The organism is Mariniflexile sp. (assembly GCF_052728615.1).
Window position 1 is genome coordinate 150,583 of sequence record NZ_JBFVFE010000002.1, and the last position, 24,753, is coordinate 175,335.

20 protein-coding genes are annotated in these 24,753 nt (G+C 36.0%); 12 read left to right on the forward strand and 8 right to left on the reverse strand.

The annotated features are described in order from the left end of the window. Positions 1-33: 33 nt before the first annotated feature. From ACU1LP_RS01940 to ACU1LP_RS01970, 7 genes are all read left to right on the forward strand, one after another. Positions 34-1,356, forward strand: a complete 1,323-nt coding sequence (locus ACU1LP_RS01940; RefSeq protein WP_445731192.1) for a sodium ion-translocating decarboxylase subunit beta — start codon at positions 34-36, stop codon at positions 1,354-1,356. Between the two features lie 46 nt (positions 1,357-1,402). After that, complete coding sequence (locus ACU1LP_RS01945) at positions 1,403-2,689, forward strand: acetyl-CoA hydrolase/transferase family protein (protein ID WP_445735433.1); 1,287 nt, start codon at positions 1,403-1,405, stop codon at positions 2,687-2,689. A 16-nt stretch (positions 2,690-2,705) separates the two neighbouring features. Then, positions 2,706-4,520, forward strand: coding sequence for a methylmalonyl-CoA mutase family protein (locus ACU1LP_RS01950; protein ID WP_445735410.1), 1,815 nt, complete (start codon positions 2,706-2,708; stop codon positions 4,518-4,520). A 263-nt stretch (positions 4,521-4,783) separates the two neighbouring features. Beyond that, positions 4,784-6,916: a methylmalonyl-CoA mutase gene (gene scpA, locus ACU1LP_RS01955; protein ID WP_445735411.1), complete on the forward strand. Its 2,133-nt coding sequence runs from the start codon at positions 4,784-4,786 to the stop codon at positions 6,914-6,916. Between the two features lie 246 nt (positions 6,917-7,162). After that, positions 7,163-8,782, forward strand: coding sequence for a T9SS type A sorting domain-containing protein (locus tag ACU1LP_RS01960; protein WP_445735412.1), 1,620 nt, complete (start codon positions 7,163-7,165; stop codon positions 8,780-8,782). Between the two features lie 11 nt (positions 8,783-8,793). Then, positions 8,794-9,216: a hypothetical protein gene (locus ACU1LP_RS01965; protein ID WP_445735413.1), complete on the forward strand. Its 423-nt coding sequence runs from the start codon at positions 8,794-8,796 to the stop codon at positions 9,214-9,216. A 218-nt stretch (positions 9,217-9,434) separates the two neighbouring features. Then, complete coding sequence (locus ACU1LP_RS01970; protein ID WP_445731197.1) at positions 9,435-9,833, forward strand: hypothetical protein; 399 nt, start codon at positions 9,435-9,437, stop codon at positions 9,831-9,833. 310 nt (positions 9,834-10,143) lie between these two features. Here ACU1LP_RS01970 and ACU1LP_RS01975 read toward each other — a convergent pair whose 3' ends face one another. Both ACU1LP_RS01975 and meaB read right to left on the reverse strand, forming a co-directional pair. Further along, positions 10,144-10,905: an acyl-[acyl-carrier-protein] thioesterase gene (locus ACU1LP_RS01975; protein WP_445735414.1), complete on the reverse strand. Its 762-nt coding sequence runs from the start codon at positions 10,903-10,905 to the stop codon at positions 10,144-10,146. 17 nt (positions 10,906-10,922) lie between these two features. Continuing rightward, positions 10,923-11,933: a methylmalonyl Co-A mutase-associated GTPase MeaB gene (meaB, locus tag ACU1LP_RS01980; RefSeq protein ID WP_445735415.1), complete on the reverse strand. Its 1,011-nt coding sequence runs from the start codon at positions 11,931-11,933 to the stop codon at positions 10,923-10,925. Between the two features lie 146 nt (positions 11,934-12,079). On the opposite strand from meaB, the gene ACU1LP_RS01985 reads away from it, so the two are divergent. From ACU1LP_RS01985 to ACU1LP_RS01995, 3 genes are read left to right on the forward strand one after another with little or no spacing between them, the layout of a single operon-like run. After that, a complete protein-coding gene (locus tag ACU1LP_RS01985; protein WP_445731200.1) occupies positions 12,080-12,388 on the forward strand; it encodes a helix-turn-helix domain-containing protein in 309 nt (102 codons plus the stop codon). Then, positions 12,378-13,625: a DNA cytosine methyltransferase gene (locus tag ACU1LP_RS01990; protein ID WP_445735416.1), complete on the forward strand. Its 1,248-nt coding sequence runs from the start codon at positions 12,378-12,380 to the stop codon at positions 13,623-13,625. Before ACU1LP_RS01985 ends, ACU1LP_RS01990 begins: the two co-directional genes overlap by 11 nt. Further along, positions 13,618-15,003, forward strand: coding sequence for a Sau3AI family type II restriction endonuclease (locus tag ACU1LP_RS01995; RefSeq protein ID WP_445735417.1), 1,386 nt, complete (start codon positions 13,618-13,620; stop codon positions 15,001-15,003). Before ACU1LP_RS01990 ends, ACU1LP_RS01995 begins: the two co-directional genes overlap by 8 nt. A gap of 312 nt (positions 15,004-15,315) precedes the next feature. Here ACU1LP_RS01995 and ACU1LP_RS02000 read toward each other — a convergent pair whose 3' ends face one another. From ACU1LP_RS02000 to ACU1LP_RS02020, 5 genes are all read right to left on the reverse strand, one after another. Continuing rightward, the gene (locus tag ACU1LP_RS02000) at positions 15,316-16,806 is read right to left on the reverse strand and encodes a cellulose synthase family protein (protein ID WP_445731204.1); all 1,491 of its coding nucleotides are present in this window, start codon (positions 16,804-16,806) and stop codon (positions 15,316-15,318) included. Further along, positions 16,803-17,495: a glycosyltransferase family 2 protein gene (locus tag ACU1LP_RS02005; RefSeq protein WP_445734883.1), complete on the reverse strand. Its 693-nt coding sequence runs from the start codon at positions 17,493-17,495 to the stop codon at positions 16,803-16,805. The genes ACU1LP_RS02000 and ACU1LP_RS02005 overlap by 4 nt, the downstream gene beginning before the upstream one ends. 75 nt (positions 17,496-17,570) lie before the next feature. Then, positions 17,571-19,163, reverse strand: a complete 1,593-nt coding sequence (locus tag ACU1LP_RS02010) for a 4Fe-4S binding protein (protein WP_445735418.1) — start codon at positions 19,161-19,163, stop codon at positions 17,571-17,573. A 249-nt stretch (positions 19,164-19,412) separates the two neighbouring features. Beyond that, entirely contained in the window at positions 19,413-19,973 is a 561-nt protein-coding gene (locus tag ACU1LP_RS02015) for a transposase (protein ID WP_445734544.1), read from the reverse strand. A 67-nt stretch (positions 19,974-20,040) separates the two neighbouring features. Then, positions 20,041-21,363 (reverse strand): NAD(P)/FAD-dependent oxidoreductase, encoded by a 1,323-nt coding sequence (locus ACU1LP_RS02020; protein ID WP_445735419.1) that lies wholly within the window; start codon positions 21,361-21,363, stop codon positions 20,041-20,043. A gap of 94 nt (positions 21,364-21,457) precedes the next feature. Here ACU1LP_RS02020 and ACU1LP_RS02025 point away from each other — a divergent pair, with 94 nt between their 5' ends. Further along, positions 21,458-22,462 (forward strand): glycoside hydrolase family 113, encoded by a 1,005-nt coding sequence (locus ACU1LP_RS02025; protein WP_445734543.1) that lies wholly within the window; start codon positions 21,458-21,460, stop codon positions 22,460-22,462. A 246-nt stretch (positions 22,463-22,708) separates the two neighbouring features. Beyond that, positions 22,709-23,650 carry a helix-turn-helix domain-containing protein gene (locus tag ACU1LP_RS02030; protein WP_445734542.1) on the forward strand — a complete coding sequence of 314 codons (942 nt, stop codon included), beginning with the start codon at positions 22,709-22,711 and terminating at the stop codon, positions 23,648-23,650. Here ACU1LP_RS02030 and ACU1LP_RS02035 read toward each other — a convergent pair. Next, entirely contained in the window at positions 23,641-24,693 is a 1,053-nt protein-coding gene (locus ACU1LP_RS02035; protein ID WP_445735420.1) for a helix-turn-helix domain-containing protein, read from the reverse strand. The two genes, ACU1LP_RS02030 and ACU1LP_RS02035, sit on opposite strands and share 10 nt — an antisense overlap. Between the last annotated feature and the right edge of the window lie 60 nt (positions 24,694-24,753).

Consider the following 24,753-nt stretch of genomic DNA (forward strand, 5'->3'; position numbering starts at 1 on the left):
ATTTAATATCCCACAATCACCAAAAACAAAAAAATGAAGAAAGTAATATTAATATTTGGAATTCTATCACTACTGGTTTTTATACGCCCTGTTTTAGGGTTGAATGCAAGCACAACAAATACAACAGTAACAACCACAACACTTAATCGAGCGGAAGATACCGAAGAAAAAAGTTTTGTTGCCGAGGCGGTTGATGGCATCAAGCAATTTTACCATTTTACAGGGTTTGCAAATGCCAAATCCGGTAATATACTTATGATTATAATAGGTATCGTATTTATATACCTAGGCATTAAATTTGATTATGAACCACTGCTTTTAATTCCAATTGGTGTAGGTGTCATGCTCGGAAACATTCCATTTGTGGCAGGCTATCAAACGGGTATCTACGAGACAGGCTCGGTATTAAACTACCTGTATTTTGGGGTCGTAAAAGGCGTTTATCCACCACTTATATTTCTAGGAATTGGGGCTATGACGGACTTTTCATCCCTTATTGCAAATCCTAAATTAATGCTTTTAGGGGCTGCTGCTCAAATAGGGGTGTTCGGAACATTTTTGGGAGCCTTGTATTTAGGTTTCAACTTGCCAGAAGCGGGAGCGATAGGAATTATTGGGGGCGCCGATGGACCCACAGCTATTTTCCTCTCGTCAAAACTGGCCAATGGGGTTAATATTCTGCCCGATGGAACAACCGTTAAAAACTTAATTGGCCCTATTGCCATTGCGGCCTATTCGTATATGGCATTGGTACCGGTCATACAACCGCCAATCATGAAGTTATTAACCACTAAAAAAGAACGATTGATACGCATGAAACCACCTAGAGCGGTTACTCAAAAAGAGAAAATGATTTTTCCAGTGGTGGCGTTGTTGCTCACAACCTTTATATCTCCTAGTGCATTGCCATTGTTAGGGATGTTGTTCTTTGGAAATTTATTGAAAGAATCCGGCAGAACAGAACGACTTGCAGATACCGCGCGTACTAAATTAATTGATATCGTTACTATTCTATTGGGTGTTACCGTTGGGGCATCTACCCAAGCAGATATTTTTATTACCAACGATTCCTTGAAGATTTTTGGATTGGGAGCCATCTCGTTTGTAATTGCAACCATGGGCGGTCTGCTTTTTGCAAAATTCATGAACCTTTTCCTTAGAGGAGACAACAAATTAAATCCACTTATTGGAGCAGCTGGGGTTTCGGCGGTTCCAGATAGCGCCAGGGTTGTACATGCCGTAGGCATTAAAGCCGACCCCCATAATTATTTATTAATGCACGCTATGGCACCAAATGTTGCCGGCGTGATTGGGTCTGCCATTGCTGCAGGTATCATATTGAGTTTTTTAGGATAATTTAAAAAAGTTAGAAAAAAAAGAGACGAATTTAAAATACAAGATGATGGACATACCAAATAAAATGACAGCCGAAGATGCTGTAAAGTTGATAAAATCAGGAGATAGAGTATTGATTCAAGGAGGCTCTGCAACACCACAAACGCTTATTAGGGCCATGGTGGCAAGAGGACCGGAATTAAGAGGCGTAAACATAGTCCATTTACATACCGAGGGCGAATGCGGTTACGTAGCACCGGAATTACGGGAAAGTTTTCATACCAGTGCTTTTTTTATAGGCGGGAACATTAGAAAAATGGTAGGCGATACCGTTGATTATATCCCCGTTTTTTTAAGCGATATCCCTAGTTTGTTCCGTCAAGGCTATATGGATTTAGATGTGGTTATGGTCAATGTGTCACCCCCAGATAAACATGGTTTTTGTTCTTTGGGAGTTTCGGTAGATATTGTTATTTCTGGTATAGAACAAGGAAAAAAAGTGATAGCGCAAATAAACCCAAAAATGCCGCGTACCTTTGGTGATGCCATTGTACATCTAAAAAACTTTGATGCTTGTGTTGAAGTTGATGAAGAAATTCATGAAATGAAATTTGTAGCGCCTTCAGAGGAAGAGCAAGCCATTGGAAAAAATATCGCTGAAATAATTGAGGATGGCGCTACCCTGCAAATGGGTATTGGTGGTATTCCCAATGCGGTTTTAACCTATTTAACCAATCATAAAAACTTGGGCGTACATACTGAAATGTTTTCGGAAGGTATTGTTGATTTAGTTGAAAGAGGCGTGGTAAATGGATCTAAGAAAAAAGTAAATCCTTATAAAATTGTTTCAGGTTTTGCTATGGGCACAAAAAGATTATACGATTTTATGGATGACAATGCCGAAATAGAAATGATGGACATTGCTTATGTAAACGATACCTCTGTCATTCGCCAAAACCCAAAAGTAACCGCCATAAATTCTGCCATAGAAATTGATATTACCGGGGAGGTTTGTGCCGATTCCATTGGTACCAGAATGTTTTCGGGTGTTGGTGGTCAAATGGACTTTATGCGAGGTGCCGCTTTATCAAAAGGAGGAAAGCCCATAATAGCCGTAAATTCCACTACATTGAAAGGGATTTCTAAAATTGTGCCTATGTTAAAACAAGGAGCAGGTGTGGTAACCACTCGTGCCCATGCCAGATTTGTTGTGACCGAGTTTGGAATAGCCGAATTATTCGGTAGAACCTTAAAACAACGGGCACAAGCTCTTCGGGATATTGCACACCCAGACCATAGGGAAGCACTGGATAAAGCTATTTTTGAGAGATTTGGAAGTAGTGTAACGGTTTAATATAATACGAAATAGTATGGAAACTAATAAAAAACTTTTTCCAGAATTTGCTCCTGTAACCAAACAGCAGTGGATTGAGAAAGTAAATGCCGATTTAAAAGGGGAAGATTTTAACAGAAAATTAGTTTGGAAAAACTTAAACGATATTGATTTTCAGCCTTTTTACAATGTAGAAGATTCATTAAATTATCTTACCAATACAGGTGAAAACACTCCAGCATTGATTAATTATAGAAGCATTAAGGTAACTTCTGAGGAAAGCGGTAATCAACAGGCTTTAAAAGCTGTTAGCGAAGGCGTTACGGGACTTCTTTTTGAATTGGAAGAAAATGTTCCTGCATCAACCCTTTTAAATGGCATTAATTTGAACCACACGGCAGTTTCGTTCATTTTATCCAAAAAAGCGGTCGGTTTTACAAAAGATTTCTATGGCTTTGTTGAAGATAATATCCATAACCATAAAAATTTAAGAGGTTATTTCGATTTAGGAATTATTTCCAATTACATCACAACGGGCACCATCGATGTTCAACAGTTTGAAACCTTGGTGAACCTTGTGAAATTATGGAAAGAGTATCCTAATTTTAAAACCATAACCATTTCTGGCACCGCTTATTTAGATGCAGGCTCCAACCAGGTTCAAGAAGTGGCATACACCTTAAACTCATTGATTTATATAATTGAGCAATGTTTGGATCGGGATATAAACGTGCAAGCTGTTTTTAACAGTCTGCATGTGCAATTGGCCATTGGGTCCGAATATTTTGTTGAAATTGGCAAGTTTAGAGCTTTTAATAGCTTACTTCATGAGATTGCCAAAAAGTATGGCGTCGCCGATTTTAAACATACTTTAACTGCCAAAACATCGGTTTGGAGTAAATCGGTAACGGATGCGCACACCAATTTATTGCGGGCCACCACCGAAGCCATGTCGGCAATTTTAGGAAATGCGGACGGCGTTTTAATTGATGCCTATGATAAGGAATTTAACAAGGCTTCCGACTTTTCCAATAGAATCGCTGCCAATATTGCCACTATTTTAAAAGAGGAATCGTATTTTGGAAAAGTAGCAAATCCGGTGGATGGCTCGTATTATATAGAGGAAGTCAGTACGAAAATAGCCAAAAAAGCTTTGGAACTGTTTAAAACGATTGAAGCTGAAGGTGGATTTTATAAAGCGTTTGAAAATGAATGGATCCAAACACAAATTGCTAAAATCCGTCAGGAAAAAATAAAATTGATAAGCCAAAGACGCTTGCCGATGGTTGGGGTGAATAAATATCCAAACCTTATGGAAAAAGTGGCATCGAAGGTGCTTTCAGAAGGAGCAAAAAGCAATTCAAAAGTATTGACTCCCAGAAGGGCTTCCTTGGAAATTGAAGCTTTACGGAAGGTGACCGAGCAAATAGTGGAGGAAACAAAAAAGCGTCCTATTGTAGAATTGACAAGTTTCGGAAACTTGACCATGCGTAAAGCAAGAGCTGCTTTTTCGTATGATTTTATTGGGGTTTCAGGTTTTGAAGTATGGCAGGAAAAAAGCTATGACAGTGCAAAACAAGCGGCTGAAGCTAGTGCAAAATCAGAATCTGATGTGGTGGTTATTTGTAGCTCAGACCCAGATTACGATGAAAGTGCACTACTTTTTGTTGAAACATTTAGAGCCATTAATTCTGAAAAAGTACTTTTGTTGGCAGGAAATCCTGTTGAAATGATGGATGCCTTGACCAAAGCAGGTTTAGATGGTTGTATCCATTTAAAATCGGATGTGATACAGACCATTGCTGGTGTTCAGAAAAAAATTCAGAAGAATAATAAAATATTAAACGGATGAAATCGCAAAAAAATCTTCTTATCAAATAACGAAGAAGATTTAGCGATTGCATTTGACCATTGAAAAATAATAACTAGGACAAATGAAACTTCCATAGTGAGTTCTCGATAATTAAGTGAATGATTATATGGAAGAACCATGTGACAGTTAAAAAACAAATAATATAGACTCATGAAATGAGCATGTTTTATAGTATATTATTCAAAAAACAGTTGTTTAATAGCGAATAACATATGACCGTTGAAAAATAATAACAAGAACATATGAAACCAAATTTTTCAGATCTCACATTAGATACCGTTAAAAAACAAGCAACGGTACTATCAAATAATCAACAAATTTGGAATACACCTGAGGGCATTCCTGTAAAAACGCATTTTTCCAAACACGATATCGAACATGCAGAACATCTGGATTTTGCTGCAGGATTGCCGCCGTTTATGCGCGGACCTTACAGTACGATGTATGTTACCAGACCGTGGACCATTCGCCAATACGCAGGATTTTCAACTGCCGAAGAATCCAATGCATTTTATAGAAGAAACTTGGCTGCGGGCCAAAAAGGACTTTCAGTAGCCTTCGATTTAGCCACACACAGAGGGTATGATTCCGATCATCCACGGGTTACTGGCGATGTTGGAAAAGCTGGGGTTGCCATCGATTCTATATTGGATATGGAGATTTTATTCGACCAGATTCCGTTAGATAAAATGTCCGTTTCCATGACCATGAACGGGGCTGTTTTACCAATTATGGCTTTTTACATTGCAGCTGCTAAAAAACAAGGCGTGTCTTTAGACCATTTGAGCGGTACTATTCAAAACGATATTTTAAAGGAATTTATGGTGCGTAACACCTATATTTATCCGCCATTACCATCCATGAAAATTATTGGCGATATTTTTGAATACACCACTAAAAACATGCCTAAGTTCAACTCTATTTCTATAAGTGGTTACCACATGCAAGAAGCGGGTGCAACGGCAGATATTGAATTGGCATACACCTTGGCAGACGGGATGGAATATATTAGAACAGGGTTGGCATCTGGTTTAAAAATAGATGAATTCGCCCCCAGATTGTCATTTTTCTGGGCGGTTGGCATGAACCACTTTATGGAAATCGCTAAAATGCGTGCGGCTCGTATGCTTTGGGCAAAAATCATCAAATCGTTCAATCCAAAAAACCCAAAATCCATGGCGTTGCGTACCCATAGCCAGACGTCTGGGTGGAGTTTGAGTGAGCAAGATCCGTTCAACAATGTCGCTAGAACCTGTATTGAAGCGATGGCAGCAGGGTTGGGTGGAACGCAATCTTTACACACCAATGCGTTGGATGAAGCCATTGCATTACCAACCGATTTTTCGGCGAGAATTGCGCGTAACACCCAAATTTATATTCAGGAGGAAACCCAGATTACCAAATCTGTTGACCCTTGGGCAGGTTCATATTATGTGGAATATTTGACCCAGGAAATTGCAAAAAAAGCTTGGAAACTTATTGAAGAAGTAGAGGAATTGGGTGGAATGGCGAAAGCGATTGAAACGGGCGTTCCTAAAATGCGTATTGAAGAAGCTTCGGCACGTAAACAAGCACGTTTGGATTCCGGACAGGATATTTTGGTTGGGGTGAATAAATTTAGAACCGACGAAAAATCGAATATCGAGATTTTGGACATTGATAATTCTACCGTAAGATTATCCCAAATAGAGCGTTTGAAAAAATTAAGAGCCAACAGAAACCAAGATGTGGTGGATGCTAATTTAAAAGCACTATCGGCTTGTGCGGAAACAGGAAAAGGGAATTTATTGGAATTAGCTGTTGAAGCTGCCGAAAATTTTGCGACCTTAGGTGAAATATCCGATGCTTTGGAAGTTCATTTTGGGCGTCATAAAGCGGATACTAAATTAATAAGCGGCGTGTACAGTAAAGAAGTAAATAACGATGCCACATTTGTGAAAGCACAAGAGGTTGCCGATAAATTTGAAGAAGTTGAAGGCCGACGCCCCCGTGTGATGATTGCCAAAATGGGACAAGATGGGCATGATAGGGGCGCTAAAGTAGTGGCTTCCAGTTTTGCCGATCTAGGTTTTGATGTGGATATGGGACCCTTGTTCCAAACCCCTGAAGAAGTGGCTAAACAAGCCATTGAAAATGATGTGCATTTTGTGGGTGCATCCAGTTTGGCGGCAGGCCATAAAACCTTAATTCCCCAGTTAATTGGTGAGTTGGAAAAATTGGGAAGACCCGATATTATGGTGTTTGCTGGTGGTGTGATACCAGAGCAAGACTATCAATATTTATTAGACCGTAAAGTGGCTGCCATTTTTGGTCCGGGAACGGTCATCTCTAAAGCTGCTATTTCCATTATGGAAAAATATTTGGAACAGGAATGATGTTTGAATGAATTATAAAAGTAAGAGGTTGAATTTTAAGCTATTATATCATTGAGAGTAGTTGAAACATATTGAAGCATGGTGAAACATTAGGTTTTCGACTGACGTTTATACCGAAATATTGGATTACTTTTCAGATAACCTTTTTTATTTGTTATCAAAAGTATCTAATCTCAAAACTGGGAGCATTTATAAATATTTCATAATACAATTAAATCAAATGTTAACACATAAAATAAAGAAATTATGAAAACAAAACTAATCCTCTTTACATTAATTTTTACTATTACTTTAACAACATTCGGACAAATTTGCGGTACACCATCTTATAGTAATGAAAACCAACAACAGAAATCGAGTACTATTAAATCAAGTAATAGCCAATACCTAAACAATTCAACAAGCATCTGTGTAAGCGTAAAGTATCATATCGTAAGACAAACAAATGGTACAGGAGGGTTTAACTCTTCTAATTTAATTAATGTTACCAATACGTTAAATGAAGCATATAACGAACATAAAATTTACTTTAACAATCTTGGTTACGATTTTATTAACAATTCAACTTATTACGATATTGATGATACAAATAACGCAACAGAATTTGATACATTAGTACAAATCAATAATGATACTAACGCAATTAATATTTATATAGTTAATAGTGCTGCAAGCTATAATGGCAAAGCTAATGGGATTTTAAGCCGAGAACTTGTTATTGATATAAATTATGCTGCAACTAATGTTTTAGCTCACGAAATTGGACATTGCCTTAATTTATGGCACACTTTTCATGGTTCGTTCGCAGAACCGGCCTCTGCGCAAGATCCAAATGCATGTTCTGAGAACTTTAATGGTTTAAATTGTGAAACATGTGGAGATTACGTTTGTGACACTCCAGCAGATGCCAATATTGGAAATTCAGGAGGTTATAATCCCGCACTTGATAATATCATGTCATATTATTTTCCTTTCGACAAACTTACTTCGGGTCAAAACACAAAAATGCGACAAGCATTTGATTCTTCTTCAATATTACAAAACGTAATTAGCAATAGTTGCTCCATTCCTGAACTAGATGGCAGTTCAATTGTTTGTAATTCAAATACTACTTTTACATTGCAAAACGGAGGAACATCCGTTACTTGGCAAGTTTCTTCCAATCTTCAAATTGTTTCTTCAAATAATTCAAGTATCACAGTAAAATCTCAAAGTGCTAATAGTAGTGGTCAAGGTTTTATTGAGGCGATACTTCCTTACGAAACTCTAATTCAAAATGTATGGGTAGGCAAACCACAAAGTGTGTTAAGTCTTACCCATGTACCAACTTTTGGTTGTACTAGGGGAGAAATAGAGGTTGATTCAGGTGGCGCTGGAGCAGACCAATTTGAGTGGCTTATTGTAGGAGGCACCATTGTAATTCCAAATGTCAACTCAAACATCTACACGGGAGGGGGAACCATTTTTGTTGACCCAATTGATGGCCCCTATGGTTTTACTGTAAAAGTAAGAGCAAAAAATAGTTGTGGAGATTCCGAGTGGTATACAAAATATATCCCTACCGATTGTTCTGGTGGTACTCCCCTTAGAAGCACTATGTTTCCAGATAATGACTTAATATTATATCCTAATCCTGCTAGTCAAACAATTTTCGTTAACTTAAATTCATTAAATAATGAAAATAATTTGAATAACAACGAAAAAGAATACACTTACGAACTTTATAACTTACAAAGCGTTTTAGTTAAAAAAGGTAAATTGTCATATACTAAATTTGATATAGATGTATCAAACCTTAAAAAAGGAAGGTATGTTTTAAAAATTAATGGTACAAAAAACGAAATTCAACACATAATTGTCAAATAAAAACTATAATCATGAAAAACTTAATCTTATTATTCAGCATTATTTTATCTTTTAGCTCATGTAGCCAAAATGATGAAGGAAAAATAGACAACATCTCTATTGTTGGAACTTGGAAGTTAATAGAAGTTTATTCTAGTGATGGCGGGAGTCAGCCTCGGTGGTTTTCGGTTGATAATGGATATACGTATACATTTGAAAGTAATGGAACATTTAATTCTACAAGATTTTCTGAATGCCAGACTGGTAAATTTTCTTTCACTTCACGGCAGTTAATATTGAATTATGACTGTAAGGATTTCACATCTGGTATTGAGTCTCCAGCCGGAACTTTTGTAGAAAACTTTACAAAAAATAATAACGAGATTATTCTTAAACCAACTTATATAACTTGTATAGAAGGCTGTGGTTATAAATTTATTAAGATTGCACAATAAAGCTTATTCTATATGTTTTTTGCTTCGATTATATATTGAACTCATTTAAAGTTTTTGGATTGGCTAAAAAATTATCCTTTTTCACCCATTTTTCACCTTTTTTTAGTTACGTAGCGATGCTATGCAACTAAAAAAAGCCTTCAACTAATCACAAAATGATTAATTTTCGCCTCAATCCAAAAACTTTAAATGAGTTCATTATTTAAAAACTATAAGTCATGAAAAACTTAATCTTATTATTCAGCATTATTTTATCTTTTAGCTCATGTAGCCAAAATGATGAAGGGAAAAGGGACAACAACTCTATTATTGGTGCTTGGAAGTTAGTGGAAATTTATTCGAGTGATGGTGGTAGCAACCCTCAATGGAATCAAATAAATAATGGATTTACCTACACCTTCTACAATAATGGGGATGTTAAATCTAGCAAATTTAATTGTGATGGTAAATATAAAATAAATACTAGCAATAGTTTGCATATAGAATTTGATTGCGACGATAGTAAAATGAAAGGTAATTTTGATTTTACGTTTTTGGAAAACAATTTAATTTTCACACTTAATCCCAATACTTGTATTGAAGGATGTACCGAAAAGTTCATGAAAATTGAAGAATAAAATAAATGTGTAAAATAGAAAAAATAGCAGCTTAGGGCTAAGCTTGATGGTTTACTCTTTTCCTGTTTTCCGCTATGAAACACCCGGAAAAAAAATTGAAAAGGAACAAAATTTGAAAAATGTCTTAGAAAATACAAAAATTTAACTTTTAACGCTCTGAGAATGTAATATTTGAAATTCCAATTAATATTTTAATAAATACTGGGATTTGGTGCAACACCCATTTCAAAAAAAAATTCAGTATTTACAGGGGCTTCTGAGGGTCTTTCTAAAAAGTGCGGAAAACAGGGGGGGCGGGTTTTTATTGTTTTTAATTTTTTCGCCATAATGTTTTGGCGGTAGCGCAAACTTTATCGCTTCCTTCAATTTTTATGGTATGCACAAACGAACCATTTTCAATATCTATATTGGTTAGAGACAAAACAGTGTCGCCAAATTGAGCTTCAGAAATAAACCGACCATCAATTTCATGTAAATAATAGTTATCTACAATGTCTTCTGGAATGGATTCAATCACCCATTGTAAATATCTAATATTGTTCACATGTTTATTCATATCGGTGTCAAACCTATTCACTCTAAATTGTTTTATATGGGTTGCAAAATCTATAGCTTCTATTTTTTTCTTGATGTTTTTATTAATGGATTCTTCACTATTAATCGGCCATTTTTCTTTAATATCATTAAAAATAGGCATCGGTTTTCTTTTTTCAATATCGAAGAAAACCCATAAACCCTTGGCTCGACCTATTATGTTTTGTTGTTCATCAAAAATAATATTTTCTCTATATCCTTTAATTGAAGAATAGCTTGATAACCAAGTTCTAATGGTTATTTTCTCTTTATAATTAGGATAACGATTTATTTGCATAGCACCTGAAACCAAAACCCATCCTATGTTTTTTTTAACGAGGTCAAATAAACTATGGTTTATTGAATAACAATGGTCTGCTGCGGTTTCCTCAAGTAAAGCTAACATTATGGTAGGCGTTGCCAGTCCCAATTTATTCATTTCAAAATATCTGAGCTCAAAGTGTTTGTCAAAATAGTTTTCAAACGTCATTTTGGTCATTTCAAAAAGTCTTGATTTTATGTTTTATTAAAATCTTTAAATTTTTCAATAATGTTTTCGGCGGCTTTCACGGGTGAAATTTCAGAAGCGATAATGTCTTTTTCCAAAACCGAAAGTTTGCTGGCAATATCTTTGTTACCATAAAACATGCGCTTTAGTTCTTCATTGATATTGTTGTACATCCATCGTATTTTTTGATGGTTTCTGTTTTTGATGAAATAGCCATTTTCTGTAACCAATTGCTTATATTTTGTAATGGCGTCCCAAACGGTACTTATGCCTGTATTTTTTGTTGAAGAGGCTTTGGTAACTACGGGTTCCCAACCAGAGTCCGATTGCGGAAAAATATGCAGCGCGTTTTGGTATTGCAAGCGTGCCATTTCGCTGTTACGAACATTATCGCCATCGGCTTTATTGATAACCACCATATCGGCCATTTCCATGATGCCTTTTTTAATGCCTTGAAGCTCATCGCCGGCACCCGCCAACATTAAAAGCAGAAAGAAATCGGTCATGCCATGGACAGCCGTTTCAGATTGCCCAACCCCAACGGTTTCAACTAAAACAACATCGTAACCCGCCGCTTCGCAAAGCAACATGCTTTCGGCAGTTTTGTTGGCAACCCCACCAAGTGTGGTGCCAGAAGCTGACGGACGAATGTAAGCGTTCTCCAAATTGCTCAATGCTTCCATACGGGTTTTATCACCCAAAATACTGCCCCTAGAACGTTGGCTACTCGGGTCTATACTCAAAATAGCCACTTTATGACCTTGCGTGATGAGGTGTTTGCCAAAAACTTCAATAAAGGTGCTTTTGCCCACACCAGGCACGCCGGTAATGCCAATTCGGATGGAATTTCCGGAAGCAGGTAAAATGGCTTGAATGATAGCTTTGGCAAGAAGTTTGTCGCTTTCTAAATTACTCTCAATAATAGTAATGGCTCTTGACAGAATAACGCGGTCGCCACTTAAAACGCCATCAATATAGGCTTGTGCGGTCAGTCTGCTTTTAGGTTTGTAGTTCGTCATTTATTGGCTGAAAATTACAGTTATAAAGATACTGATAATGTGAAAAATTTGTGGTGTTTTATAGTATGTATTTTATTAAAAAGTAGCTTTTAATATAAAAATGTTTTATATATTTGGACAATATTTGTCTAAAATAATTTTGACCAATGAAATCACTAGGCGACACTTTAAAATCTGCTAGAGAAGAAAAAGATTTGATACTACGAAAAGTTGCGGCTAAAGTAGATATAGATCAATCTCTGATTAGCAAGTTCGAGAAAAACGAAAGAAAACCTACATTGGAACAAATCGTGAGACTTGCTAAGTTTTATGAACTTTCCGAAAGTGAATTAGTGATAAATTGGTACTCAGAAAAAATTGCAGAAGAACTGAAATACACCGAATCTACTTCCGAAATATTGAAAGTAGCAGAAGAAAAAATTAACTATTATAAAGCTCAAGAAAATGGAAAATAAGAAAATGAAAGTTGCAGAATTATTTGCAGGAGTTGGAGGTTTTCGTCTTGGACTGGAAAAAAGTAACTACGAAGTTGTTTGGAGTAATCAATGGGAACCTTCAACCAAAATACAACATGCTTCAATGGTTTACGAAGCTCGTTTCGGAAAAGAAAATCATTCTAACGAAGATATTAATGAAGTTGTAACAAGAAATGTTGAGGAAATTCCGGATCACGATTTATTAGTTGGTGGATTTCCTTGTCAAGATTATTCTGTCGCAACTACTTTACACAATTCTAAAGGTTTAAAAGGGGAAAAAGGGGTTCTTTGGTGGTCAATTCATAAAATCTTAGAGAACAAAAAGAACAAACCAAAATATTTGTTTTTAGAAAATGTTGATAGACTTTTGAAATCACCAGCAAAACAAAGAGGACGTGATTTTGCTGTAATGCTACAAAGTCTAAATGACTTAGGCTATGCAGTAGAATGGCGTGTTATCAATGCAGCAGAATACGGAATGCCACAAAGAAGAAGAAGAGTTTTCTTTATTGGTTATCATAAATCAACAGAGATTTACAAAATGCTTCAAAAATCAAATAAAAATGATTGGTTAACCGAAGAAGGAACTATTGCAAATGCTTTTCCTGTTGCAAAAACAAATTCAATTCAAGAAGTCGAATTAAAAGGAGATTTAGTTGAAATAACAAAAAATTTCAATAAGAACGGAAAATTGTCACCTTTTCAAAATACAGGTTTGCTTATAAGAGGTAAAATTTATACGATTAAAACAGAACCAAATTATGATGGTAAAAAAACTGTTTTAGCAGATGTTTTACAAAATGGAGAAGTTACCCCTGAATTTTTTATTGACGATAAAGATAAAGACAAATGGGAATATTTAAAAGGAGCAAAAACCATAGAACGTAAATCACCAGATGGTTTTGTCTATAAATATTCAGAAGGTGGAATGATTTACCCAGACGCATTAGATAATGCTTCAAGAACCATAATTACAGGAGAAGGAGGAAAATCACCTTCAAGATTTAAACACGTAATTGTTTCTGAAAGAGGTTTAAGAAGATTAACACCAATCGAATTAGAAAGACTGAATATGTTTCCAGATAATCACACCAAATTAGATGGAATTACCGATACAAAACGAGCTTTTTTTATGGGAAATGCTTTAGTTGTTGGTGTTATCGAAAAAATTGGGTCAGCACTTTTCAAACAGATAAACGAATTTGAATATGCTTGATATTACTTCGGCAGGTTCAATTATTGATTTTGCAAAACTATTAAAAAATCAAACTTTAAGACAAGCCTGTGGTTCTGAAATTGAAAAACACGGTTATAAAGGAAAAGGAAATTTTGGTCAAATATTAGAAAAATTCTATTTCGGCTATGAACCAAATTCTGATGCAGAACCTGATTTTAAAGAAGCAGGAATCGAACTAAAATCAAGTCCATTAAAGACTTTGAAAAATGGAGATTTTCGATCAAAAGAAAGACTTGTTCTAAATATCATAAACTATTTAGAAGTTCATAAAGAAGAATTTGAAACAAGTTCGTTTTGGAAGAAAAACGCACATTTACTTTTGGTGTTTTATCTTCACGACAAAGATTTAGATTTACTTGATTACTTAATAAAGCTAATTGACGGTTGGCAATATCCAAACGAAGATTTAAAAATTATCAAAAAAGATTGGGAATTTATCAATCAAAAAATTAAGAAAGGAAAAGCTCACGAATTATCTGAAGGAGATACGTTTTATCTTGGTGCTTGTACAAAAGGTTCAACTGCTTTAAAATCGTTCAGAAATCAACCTTTCAATGAAGAACAAGCAAAACAAAGAGCCTATTCTTTAAAACAAGGTTATGTAAATCATATAATCGCAAATATAGCTCAAGAAGAAACTGCTATTTATGGAAAAATAATTGAACAGCCAGAAATTCTTGATTTAGTTCAGTCAATTGAAGATGTTGTTGTTTCTAAATTCATACCTTTCTATGGAAAATCAGCAGAACAGATTGAAAAAGTATTAGGTTTGGACTTAAACCAAAAAGCCAAAAGTTATTTTGCAAATCTCACAAACGCAATTCTTGGTCTTAAACTCGGTCAGAAAATAGAAGAATTTGAAAAAGCAGATATTCAAGTCAAAACCATTCGGCTCAAAGAAAACAACTTGCCAAAAGAAGATATTTCATTTCCAACTTTTGAGTATAAAGAATTGATTGAAACTGATTGGGAAGATTGTGATTTCAAGAATATTTTAGAAAGTAAGTTTTTCTTTGTGTTTTATCAATTTGAGAATGAGAATTTGATTTTAAGAAAAGTAAAGTTTTGGAATATGCCTCATAATGATATTCTTGAAGCAAAAAATGTTTGGAGAGAAATGGTGGAGACCGTTTCAAATGGAGAAATCGTAAAAGAAGTAACCGACAAAGGCGTAAGAAAAACGTATTTTCCAAAGAAAACTGAAAATAGGATTAGTCACGTAAGACCACACGCAAGAAATGCAGCAGACACTTATGAATTACCTATTGCAGATAAATTGACAGGACTGACAGAATATACAAAACATTGTTTTTGGCTAAACGCAAGTTATGTTAAAGAAGAAATATATCTGAAATAAGTCAAAACTTCAAATGATTCCTGATTCCGCGTTAGCGATTGAAGCGTTATCCTTTTTAAAACGGGATGAAGTACATGGTTACGGGATGAAGTACATGGTTAAATGATAGTTAGATTGCTTGGGTAGTTTCTGCCTGCAATGACGGTAAACGATTGTTTTAAAAAGATCTAAGCAAAATATTTATATTCCATGAGTTCATTAATTTAAAATGTAATCTCACGAATAAAAGCGCGACCCGTAGGGTAACGCACAAATAAAAACATTTCAACTGGACTTTATATTACGTAATAGATTCCTGCCTACGCAGGAATGTTAAACTTTTGAAGCCAACGATTTAAAAAACACATAACCAAAGCCTAAGAACAGCATCAGGTGAAACGGGAACAGTCCGAAATCGCCCCCTTGGTCTCCTACTATAAAGGCGCTGTACATACCAAAAGCGAAATAGGCCATAAGCAACCCTTCGAAAATAACGTGTATTGATACTGTTTTTTTGATGTATTTATTCTTTTTCCAGCCTTCTTTTAAGGAACTGATATTGAATTTCGGTGTGCGTACAAATTCGCTTTTCTTGCCCCAATGCCCTTCTAATACCGCAATGGAATTATGTAGTGAAAAGCCCATGGCTATTGAGAAAAACACAAAAAACATGCCTATATAACGGATGAAGTTTTTAAAGCCACTGCCATACATATTTTTATACATAAACCAATAGCAAATGAAGAATATGATAGAGCTTACCACAAAGAAACTCATCACATAAAAATAAGGTTTTAAGTGGGTGTACTCATTTTTAATGTATAGCATAGGGATGCTAAGGACTGCCACTATAAGCACATTTAAAAACATGGTGCTATTTAATAAATGCAACAAACCATGTAACTTGGTTTTTGATGAAATGTTTTCGCTTTTTAAAACGCGCCATAACATTTTCCTGAAATTCTCCGCGCCTCCTTTGTTCCATCTAAATTGTTGCGAACGTGCTGCGCTGATGACTATTGGCAATTCGGCAGGGGTTTCAACATTTTCTAGGTATTTGAATTTCCAGTTTTTTAATTGGGCACGGTAGCTTAAATCCAAATCTTCGGTAAGCGTATCGCCTTCCCAATTGCCGGCATCGATAATGCAGGTTTTTCTCCAAAGCCCCGCAGTCCCGTTAAAGTTGATAAAGTGTCCTTTACTGTTTCTGCCAACTTGTTCCAAAGTAAAATGCGCATCAAGGGCAAAGGCCTGTATTTTTGTAAGTATGGAATAGTTGCGGTTTAAATGCCCCCAACGGGTCTGTACCACGCCAATATTTTCATCCTTAAAATAAGGAACGGTCCGTTTTAACCAATCGGGTTCCGGTAAAAAATCGGAGTCAAAAATAGCAATGAATTCACCTTTGGCTATTTTCAAACCTTCTTTAAGCGCGCCCGCCTTAAAACCGGTTCTATCGGTTCTGGTGATGTGTTTAATATCCAGTCCTGTAGCTTTTAAAGCTTCCACATGTGCACGTGTGGTCTCAACCGTTTCATCTGTGGAATCGTCCAATACTTGAATTTCCAGTTTGTTGTTTGGATAGTCCATTTTTGCAATGTTATCCAGCAAACGTTCCATCACGTACATTTCGTTATATACAGGAAGTTGTATGGTTACATAAGGAATTTCCTCTGGTTTTGAAAAATCGAAAGTTGGGGAATTATCCTTAACTTTTTTAGAAGCTAGGTAATTCATCAATAAATTTAATTGCGCCAATGCATACATGAAAATAAGCAAAAGGGAAATAGTGTAAATGATGATAATGGTGGTTTCTAGAATCATTTTTTAATACTGTATTTAAAAATCCAACTTAAGATTTTTACGCCTGCAAATATACTACCTTTTATGGTTCCTGAAACTTTTGAGATGCCTATTCTGTTTCGGTAGTTTACAGGTATTTCTGTATATGTTAACTTTTGTTTTAAAGCTTTTAGCTGCATTTCCACAGTCCAACCGTAGGTTTTATCAACCATATTAAGCATCAATAACTTATTATATTTTATGGCTCTAAACGGACCAAGATCGGTAAATGTAGCACCAAAAAAGAGTTTCATTAAATTGGTTGCTAGCCAATTACCAAAAATTTGAGGGGTTGTCATAGATCCCGGTTCCCGTAAATTTTTTATGCGGGCCCCAATAACAAAATCAATATCATTTTCGATAATGGGGGCAGTTAGTTTAGTTAGTTCTTCCGGAAAATCGCTATAATCGCCGTCTAAAAACACAATAATATTTGGTTTATTTTTTTGGTTGGCAATGTAATCCAAACCTTTTAGGCAAGCATTACCATAGCCTCTATTTTTTTCCGTTAATACGGTGGCACCTGCTTTTTTAGCATGTTCCTCGGTACCATCGGTTGAATTATTGTTTACCACGATTATTTCATTTACAATCTTGGGAATGTCATTTATAACTTTTACAATAGATTCAGCTTCGTTATACGCAGGAATAATGACTTTTATATTAGGCATTAAGTATCAACTTTAAGTCGCAAAAATACAATAGTTTTAGTTAATTATTTAACAAAACATTAAGATTTTGTTAAATTATTTGTTGTTCAGCAAGTCCATTAAGTCCACATCATTTCCCAATAGAATTTCGTTGGAATTGATGCGATCTTTCATGCCATCATTTTCCAATTTTAAAACACCACGGGGGCAAACCGCAGCACAGATACCGCAACCCACACAGCTGGAGCGTACTATATTTTCGCCTTTTTGGGCGTAGGCGCGCACATCGATGCCCATTTCGCAATACGTAGAGCAGTTGCCACACGAAATACATTGGCCGCCATTGGTGGTAATCCTAAACTTAGAGAACATACGTTGTTGTAACCCTAATATGGCGGCAAAAGGACATCCAAACCGGCACCAAACCCGGTTGCCAAAAATGGGATAGAAGCCCGTGCCAATAACACCCGAGAAAATGGAACCGATATACAAGCCATAAGCCGCACGTAAACTGCTGGATTTTATTAAAAATATTTTGTCGCTGGTACCTGTATAATGCATGGCGAATAACGCAGCAATCACTACAAAATAGCCTATGGCACCATACCGTGCGTCTTTGGCAAGTTCCTGTCTTTTAAAAATCATCACTGTTGCAAAAACAAGGGTCAGCAATATACCAACGCCCCATAAGAATGTGCTTCGGGTTAGCCAAAATTTATTAGGGTCGCTTCCTAAATACGAGTAAATTACAGCGGTTGTCATGATGACTGAAAACACCAAAACCGAATGGATCAACCACCGTTCCAGTTTCCAGGCCGATAGTTTTTTGTTGCTGAGATGCCTAAAGGAATCGCCCGCGGTTTCAGCCAAGGCACCACAACCACAAACCCATGAGCAATACCAACGTTTTCCATATTTGTAAGTAAGGATTGGAGAGATGACAAAAATTGAAAGTACGCCAAAAATAAGCATCATTAACCCAAGTGTGCCCGATGACAATAAACCGTTTACAGACCAGCTGTCAAACAAATAATAGTTTAATGGCCAGATGCTCTTTAGGTCGTAATACGGTAAATTGTAGTCGGGACTCGTGTTTAGCCGCGACATAAATTCCGGAATAAGAAAAGCAAGCCCCAGTTGAAAAAACATGACGGATGCGGTACGTAACTGTTCGTATCGATTATGCCCATATTTCAGCATGAATTTATAACCAAACACCAAAATAGCTAAAGTATATAGCGTACCATAAACAAACCATTGGGTTGCTGGGTTTCCGCTAAGTAAATAACTCAAGGGGTCGAATAAAGAAATTAAGCCCGTGTTGGGCTCTCCATTTCCTGTGAGCCCTAAATACTCTGGAAAGAAATAGAGCACAATGTAAAAACTAGTGAGCAAAACACCCGTTATCCAGCCTAAAATGCCTCTTGATGACAACGATTTAAACCAAACCCCATCATTTTTGATGCCTTCAAGTTTTTTTGAATAAGCATCGTTCGCAAACAATATAGTTCCTAAGGCAATCAATCCAATGGAAAGTGAAAGGAACAGGGTTTTGTTGGGGAAATTAGTGTTGAAAATTGCCAATGCAAAAATAAGAAGTCCCATAACGCCTAAAGCAACCGCTATCTTTTGTTTAATGGATAAGCTGTTGGCTTCTGGTTTTGCTAACGACATGCTTTTGTGATTCATTTAGTTTATGTTTTTTAAGACCTCACAGGTGGGGTGTCAAATTTGTGCGTATTCATAAAAAAATCGTTCGGTCTGTTTTTTAAACTTTTTCGGTGTTTAAAACCTAAAAAGTTAGTAAAATAAAGGCTTTAAGTCATTTTTAAATTCATTATTGAAGATAAAAAAGAGAACGAAATTTTAAATTTTAAATACTTCAAATTTTACACCCCACCTCACAGGTTTTAAAAACTGTGAGGTCTGGATTATCTTTTATTCTAATAATAAATTTTCTAAAATATGGGTTTGTTTACTGTTGTGTACAAACCTGAAATTCTCTTTGTCCTCAAATAATTTAATCACAAAATCTCTTTGTAATAACCTTTGGCTATCGGAAATAAATGCTTTGTAAGATGAATGTGCATAGGTTTTGAAATTGTCGGTAAAATTATGATGAACTGGGTTTGTATGGATGTAGATAATCAATGATTTTAAATAATCTTCATTGTCAACTTTAATTCTTGAAAATCGATCTTTGAATAAACTGCCACTTCTTCCATATTTTTTATTAATAGCTTTTGAATGGGCATTAAATAGATTTGAAAATGACTGAGAAATTATTTTGGTTTCAATATTTGGCTTGGTTCTTATCAGTAGATGAAAATGATTTTTTAATAGACAATATGATAGAATATCACAAGAATCCAAAAGATATTTTTTAGTCAATTTTAGAAAATAAGAATAGTTCTCATCATCAATAAATAAATTCTCTTTATTGTTGCCACAATTATAAAAGTGATAATAAGAATCTTCTGTTAATGGTTCGTATTTCATCTGTATATATTTAAGACCTCACAGGTTTTTAAAACCTGTGAGGTTTTTAAAACCTGTGAGGTCTGGATTATGCTAATTTTAATTTATTCGTGTAAGTTACCAAAATATTTTTTTCGTATCGCTTGTAAAACTCTGGGTCAAAATTGGCTTCAGGTAAATGTTCCAATACATAATCTACATCGCGTTTTTCAGTGAGCCACCTATCAAATGTTTCGTGTTTCATTCGGATGCCAAACGTGTTGATGCCTAAAAATTCATTGGTTGTTTTATTGAAACAAACGGTAATACATTTGGTATCATCATGGTGTTTCCAATGAAAATGTGCTTCGTGTTCTCTTGGTTTTGCAAATACCCAACCATAGGTTTGGTATTCAATATCCAAAAACTTGGCAGAGTTAAACCAATGCCCAGGTTTGTATGGCATTTTGTTTCCGCAAATGGTTTGCGCTACGGTTTCGCCCATCATTCTGCCCGTGTACCAAACGGCTTCAATGGATGGGCGTTGGTCTATCGCATTATGTTGTTCGGCACAATCGCCAATGGCATAAACATCCTTAATATTGGTTTCTAAAAACCGGTCCACTTTAACGCCTTTGCCGGTTTCAATAGTGGAATCTTTAATAAAATCGATGTTTGGAGTAACACCAGCGGTCAATCCAACTACATCACATGGTATTTCTTCGCCAGTTTCTTCAATAATAACAGACGTTACTTTGCCATGTCCATCCGATTTAATTTCCTTTAAATTGATAGATAGACGTAAATCGATGTGGTGGTTTTTAATATGGCGATTGATCATGTAGCTTTCGCCATCGGGCAACACCCCATTCCAAAAACTAGCTTCCCGAACTAAAAAGGTAACAGGAATATTTCTGGAGCTCAACATTTCGGCAAGTTCAATGCCAATTAAGCCTCCGCCAACAATTACGGCGCGTTTGCAGACTTTATTGTTAGGCGCATGGCGTTCCAGATTTTCCAGATCTTGTTTGTGGTACATGCCCATAACACCTTTTAAATCTTGCCCAGGCCATCCAAATTTATTGGGTTTGCTGCCAGTGGCTATGATGAGTTTGTCGTATTTTAAACAATCGCCATCTTCAAAATGAAGTGTTTTCGATTCGGTATCAATACGCTTTACAAAACCTTTTTTAAGTTCGATGTTGCTTTTCTCCCAAAACCAATTTTCATAAGGTTGGGTATGCTCAAACTTCAAATGTCCCATGTACACATACATCAAGGCGGTACGGGAGAAAAAATAATCGGTTTCCGCAGAAACCATGGTGATTTTTTTAGCTTGTGCTGAACTAGTTTCAGTATCTGAAAGTTTTCGAATATGTCTTGCCGCCGTAGCGCCCGAAATACCGTTGCCAATAATAACAATATGTTCCATAAATGTTGTTGTGGTTCTTAATTAGGTCGAAGGTTATGCTAAAACCTTAAAAGATTTGTTTAAATTGTTTAAATTTAAAGATTAAATATGAGCTATGAAGATTATTTTTAAAACGGCTTTGTTTTTTCTTTTGTGCTCTTGCGCCATGGCCACCCATAAAACAGAAAAGATACATGGTGTAAGTTTTGTGGCATCGAGAGATACCATAAACAGCTCGCATATTAAGCCCCTATTGAATATCCATGCTAATTACGCTGCCCTTATGCCCTTTGGGTTTATTAGGGAATTAAATCATCCGGAAATTATGTTTAACACAGACAGACAATGGTTTGGTGAAACAAAAGTGGGGGTAAAGCAGTATGTTGAAAGTTTGAAACAACACCATATAAAGATTATGATAAAACCTCAAATTTGGGTCAGCAGAGGTAATTTTACGGGCGGTATAAAAATGGCTTCGGAAGCGGATTGGAAGGTTTTGGAAAATTCGTATACAAATTTTATAGTATTGTATGCCCAATTGGCGCAAGAGCTACATGCCGATATTTTTTGTATTGGCACCGAGTTGGAAGGTTTTATTGATAACCGTCCTGAATATTGGAAGCAGCTCATTGTTGAAATCAAAAAGGTATATAAAGGCAAATTAACCTATGCCGCCAATTGGAATGAATACGATAGAACGCCTTTTTGGGAGCAGTTGGATTATATTGGTATTGATGCCTATTTTCCTGTGAGCGATGAAAAAACACCTACTGTTGAAGCGTGCAGAAACGGATGGTTACATTATAAACCCCATATTAAAGCGTTCTCTGAAACTTACAAAAAACCTATTTTGTTTACCGAGTATGGCTACAGAAGTGTTGATTTTGCAGGAAAAGAACCTTGGAAAAGCGACCGAAACATGAATGCGGTCAATTTGGAAGCGCAAACAAACGCCATGCAAGTACTTTTTGAAGAGTTTTGGAATGAAGATTGGTTTGCCGGTGGGTTTTTATGGAAATGGTTCCACAACCACAAAGAAGCCGGAGGAGCAAACGATAGCAGGTTTACACCGCAAAACAAACCTGTTGAGGCCTTGGTTAAAGCACACTATGCAAACTAAACAATTTTTAATATAAAATTTCAAGAAATTTTATATTTGGAATTCGTCCGATAACACGAAACCTTGCAGGCCATCATTCCAGTTCCTAGGGAAATTTGTCGTGCACCCGCTGTAGCCAGCATTCACTTCTTCTTAAAATAAAATTGATAACGATATTATTTTAGGGTAAAACGATAATTGTTTTTATTGGAATTTCGCATATTTGTTTGCTGACCAGAATTTAAGAAAACAATAAAAATATTCATTATGAATAATTTATGTGGTTTTGGGATTCCCGATGGTTACATGTTTAATGACCAACTCTATGATGGAACTATTGCCAAGTTAGCCTTGAACAACAGAATTGAAATATATGAGTGTCGTTTAAATTGCACCCACAGATTCAATTTGGATTTCAATTCTAAAATGGAAACCTGTTTGTTTGTCTGTATCAATATGGTTGATGATGCCTATGTGTCATTAACCCATCATGATAGTTTAAATGTAATTTCTCCATTTTCAAGTGTATTGATTCCATATTCGGGTTCTGTTCGTTTATCATTTGTTTTTGAGGCAAAAAAAAGGTACCATTTTACCTTGATCAAGATAGCACGATCTCATTTGGAATTTAATAACACTAAATTATCCAGGCTTTTTGACACTGTTTCCATCGGGGGTGAAAAAAATGCCATAAGTAGTGCCATGCCAAACCTGATACTGTGCGAACTGGCAAGTAAGTTGTGCCGTTTGGACAAAACTGAGGCAGAAAACAAGTTGATTGCTGCCGGCTATTGCAACATTATTTTGGGATTAAAATTAAAGGAAGAAAATTTAAGTGAACATACAGATTTAAAAGCGAATTTTTTCCGGAGCAATGAGATAAAACAACTGGAGCGCCTTACCCAAGTGATAAAGGAAAACCCCGAATGCCAATATACCATTAGGGATTTGTGCAGATCAACGGGTTTGTCTGTTACCAAGCTTCAATCTGGGTTTAAAAATATGCATCGCTGTACCGTTGCCATTTTTATAAGGAATGTGCGTTTAGAGAAAGCCATCGACATGCTGCAGACCACTAATTTGAACGTTTCAGAAATTGTGTATTCCGTAGGGCTTAACAGTAGAAGCTATTTCTGCCGTATTTTTAAGAAACGCTTTAAATGTTCGCCTAAAACCTACCAACAAAAATTGCGCAAAAATCACTTATAGTCCTTTTGACTTCTGTTCATTTTTTTATTTTCCAAATAATTCTGTCTATAAATTGATGGATTTACGCCGTACATTTTTTTAAACAACTGCGAAAAATAACTATGGCTGTTAAAACCAATTTTATATTTGATCTCTTGAATGCTATCGTGGGTATTTACAAGCAAATCTTTTGCAAGGCTTAATTTTAAAAACTGGATGTACTCATTGGCCGTTTTTCCGTACAGTGTTTTAAAACCATTTTGGAATTTGTTCCCACTTAAGCCCACCCGATTGGCGATGGAGCTTATGGAGCCTAACATATCCAACTCGGCCTTAAAAATTTCCACAGCTTCCAGAATGGCAGATACCTCTGCTTTTCTAAGAATTATGCGGTCTGCATCCTCGTTGGAATCGTCATCAAACTGAATGAGCTGCTGCGTAAGCATACGAAAGGATTGGGACTCCGAAAAAATTTTACCAATCAAATGGTCAAAATTGGTGTTTTTCATCTCCTCAAATATTTCTGCCAAGTTTAAGCTGTACAGGCCATTGTAATAAAACGATTTATCGCCTAGATCATCATTGAATATTTCTTGTAAATTTGGTTTTGCTTTCCCTAATTCGCATGCCATTTTAGATTTGAACAGCTTTCTGTTTATTTCCAGACTATAAATTTCGGTTTGTTCGTTCTTATGGAACTTCAAAACATGCCCGTCATTACCTTTACTGGCAACTATAATATTCTGGTAATTAGAAAGAGGGTGTTCGTCGGTATGGTTTTCAAAATGGTGTGATATTTTACCTTGCAAACAATAAAGGAATTTTAGCGGATGGATGTCGTTGACGGTAAAATGGATTTCAACATCGGTATTAAAATTACAATCATAGATAAGCAAACCTAAACCGCCTTGAAAATTAATCCCTTTTATGCTCCCAGTTCCCCATGTTGAAGGTATTTTTACGGAATACTCACCACAATTCCGTGTGTAATCAACCTTAAACAAGGCTGCAAGATCAATGATCACATCTTTTAAGGGAAGGGAATGTACATGGAGCAATTTCATGGGTGTAATTTTAATGAAGGTACGCTTTTTTGTGATGTAAATGGTAAATTGGAAAAACAA

What these genes read in the sequence shown, in the direction of transcription:
- ACU1LP_RS02030 (WP_445734542.1), top strand. Translation starts at nt 22,709, where the DNA reads ATGAATAATTTATGTGGTTTTGGGATTCCCGATGGTTACATGTTTAAT.
- ACU1LP_RS01950 (WP_445735410.1), top strand. Translation starts at nt 2,706, where the DNA reads ATGGAAACTAATAAAAAACTTTTTCCAGAATTTGCTCCTGTAACCAAA.
- ACU1LP_RS01940 (WP_445731192.1), top strand. Translation starts at nt 34, where the DNA reads ATGAAGAAAGTAATATTAATATTTGGAATTCTATCACTACTGGTTTTT.
- ACU1LP_RS02015 (WP_445734544.1), bottom strand. Translation starts at nt 19,973, where the DNA reads ATGAAATACGAACCATTAACAGAAGATTCTTATTATCACTTTTATAAT.
- scpA (WP_445735411.1), top strand. Translation starts at nt 4,784, where the DNA reads ATGAAACCAAATTTTTCAGATCTCACATTAGATACCGTTAAAAAACAA.
- ACU1LP_RS01970 (WP_445731197.1), top strand. Translation starts at nt 9,435, where the DNA reads ATGAAAAACTTAATCTTATTATTCAGCATTATTTTATCTTTTAGCTCA.
- ACU1LP_RS01965 (WP_445735413.1), top strand. Translation starts at nt 8,794, where the DNA reads ATGAAAAACTTAATCTTATTATTCAGCATTATTTTATCTTTTAGCTCA.
- ACU1LP_RS01975 (WP_445735414.1), bottom strand. Translation starts at nt 10,905, where the DNA reads ATGACCAAAATGACGTTTGAAAACTATTTTGACAAACACTTTGAGCTC.
- ACU1LP_RS02035 (WP_445735420.1), bottom strand. Translation starts at nt 24,693, where the DNA reads ATGAAATTGCTCCATGTACATTCCCTTCCCTTAAAAGATGTGATCATT.
- ACU1LP_RS01960 (WP_445735412.1), top strand. Translation starts at nt 7,163, where the DNA reads ATGAAAACAAAACTAATCCTCTTTACATTAATTTTTACTATTACTTTA.
- ACU1LP_RS02020 (WP_445735419.1), bottom strand. Translation starts at nt 21,363, where the DNA reads ATGGAACATATTGTTATTATTGGCAACGGTATTTCGGGCGCTACGGCG.
- ACU1LP_RS01945 (WP_445735433.1), top strand. Translation starts at nt 1,403, where the DNA reads ATGGACATACCAAATAAAATGACAGCCGAAGATGCTGTAAAGTTGATA.
- ACU1LP_RS01995 (WP_445735417.1), top strand. Translation starts at nt 13,618, where the DNA reads ATGCTTGATATTACTTCGGCAGGTTCAATTATTGATTTTGCAAAACTA.
- ACU1LP_RS02025 (WP_445734543.1), top strand. Translation starts at nt 21,458, where the DNA reads ATGAAGATTATTTTTAAAACGGCTTTGTTTTTTCTTTTGTGCTCTTGC.
- ACU1LP_RS01990 (WP_445735416.1), top strand. Translation starts at nt 12,378, where the DNA reads ATGGAAAATAAGAAAATGAAAGTTGCAGAATTATTTGCAGGAGTTGGA.
- ACU1LP_RS02010 (WP_445735418.1), bottom strand. Translation starts at nt 19,163, where the DNA reads ATGAATCACAAAAGCATGTCGTTAGCAAAACCAGAAGCCAACAGCTTA.
- meaB (WP_445735415.1), bottom strand. Translation starts at nt 11,933, where the DNA reads ATGACGAACTACAAACCTAAAAGCAGACTGACCGCACAAGCCTATATT.
- ACU1LP_RS02000 (WP_445731204.1), bottom strand. Translation starts at nt 16,806, where the DNA reads ATGATTCTAGAAACCACCATTATCATCATTTACACTATTTCCCTTTTG.
- ACU1LP_RS01985 (WP_445731200.1), top strand. Translation starts at nt 12,080, where the DNA reads ATGAAATCACTAGGCGACACTTTAAAATCTGCTAGAGAAGAAAAAGAT.
- ACU1LP_RS02005 (WP_445734883.1), bottom strand. Translation starts at nt 17,495, where the DNA reads ATGCCTAATATAAAAGTCATTATTCCTGCGTATAACGAAGCTGAATCT.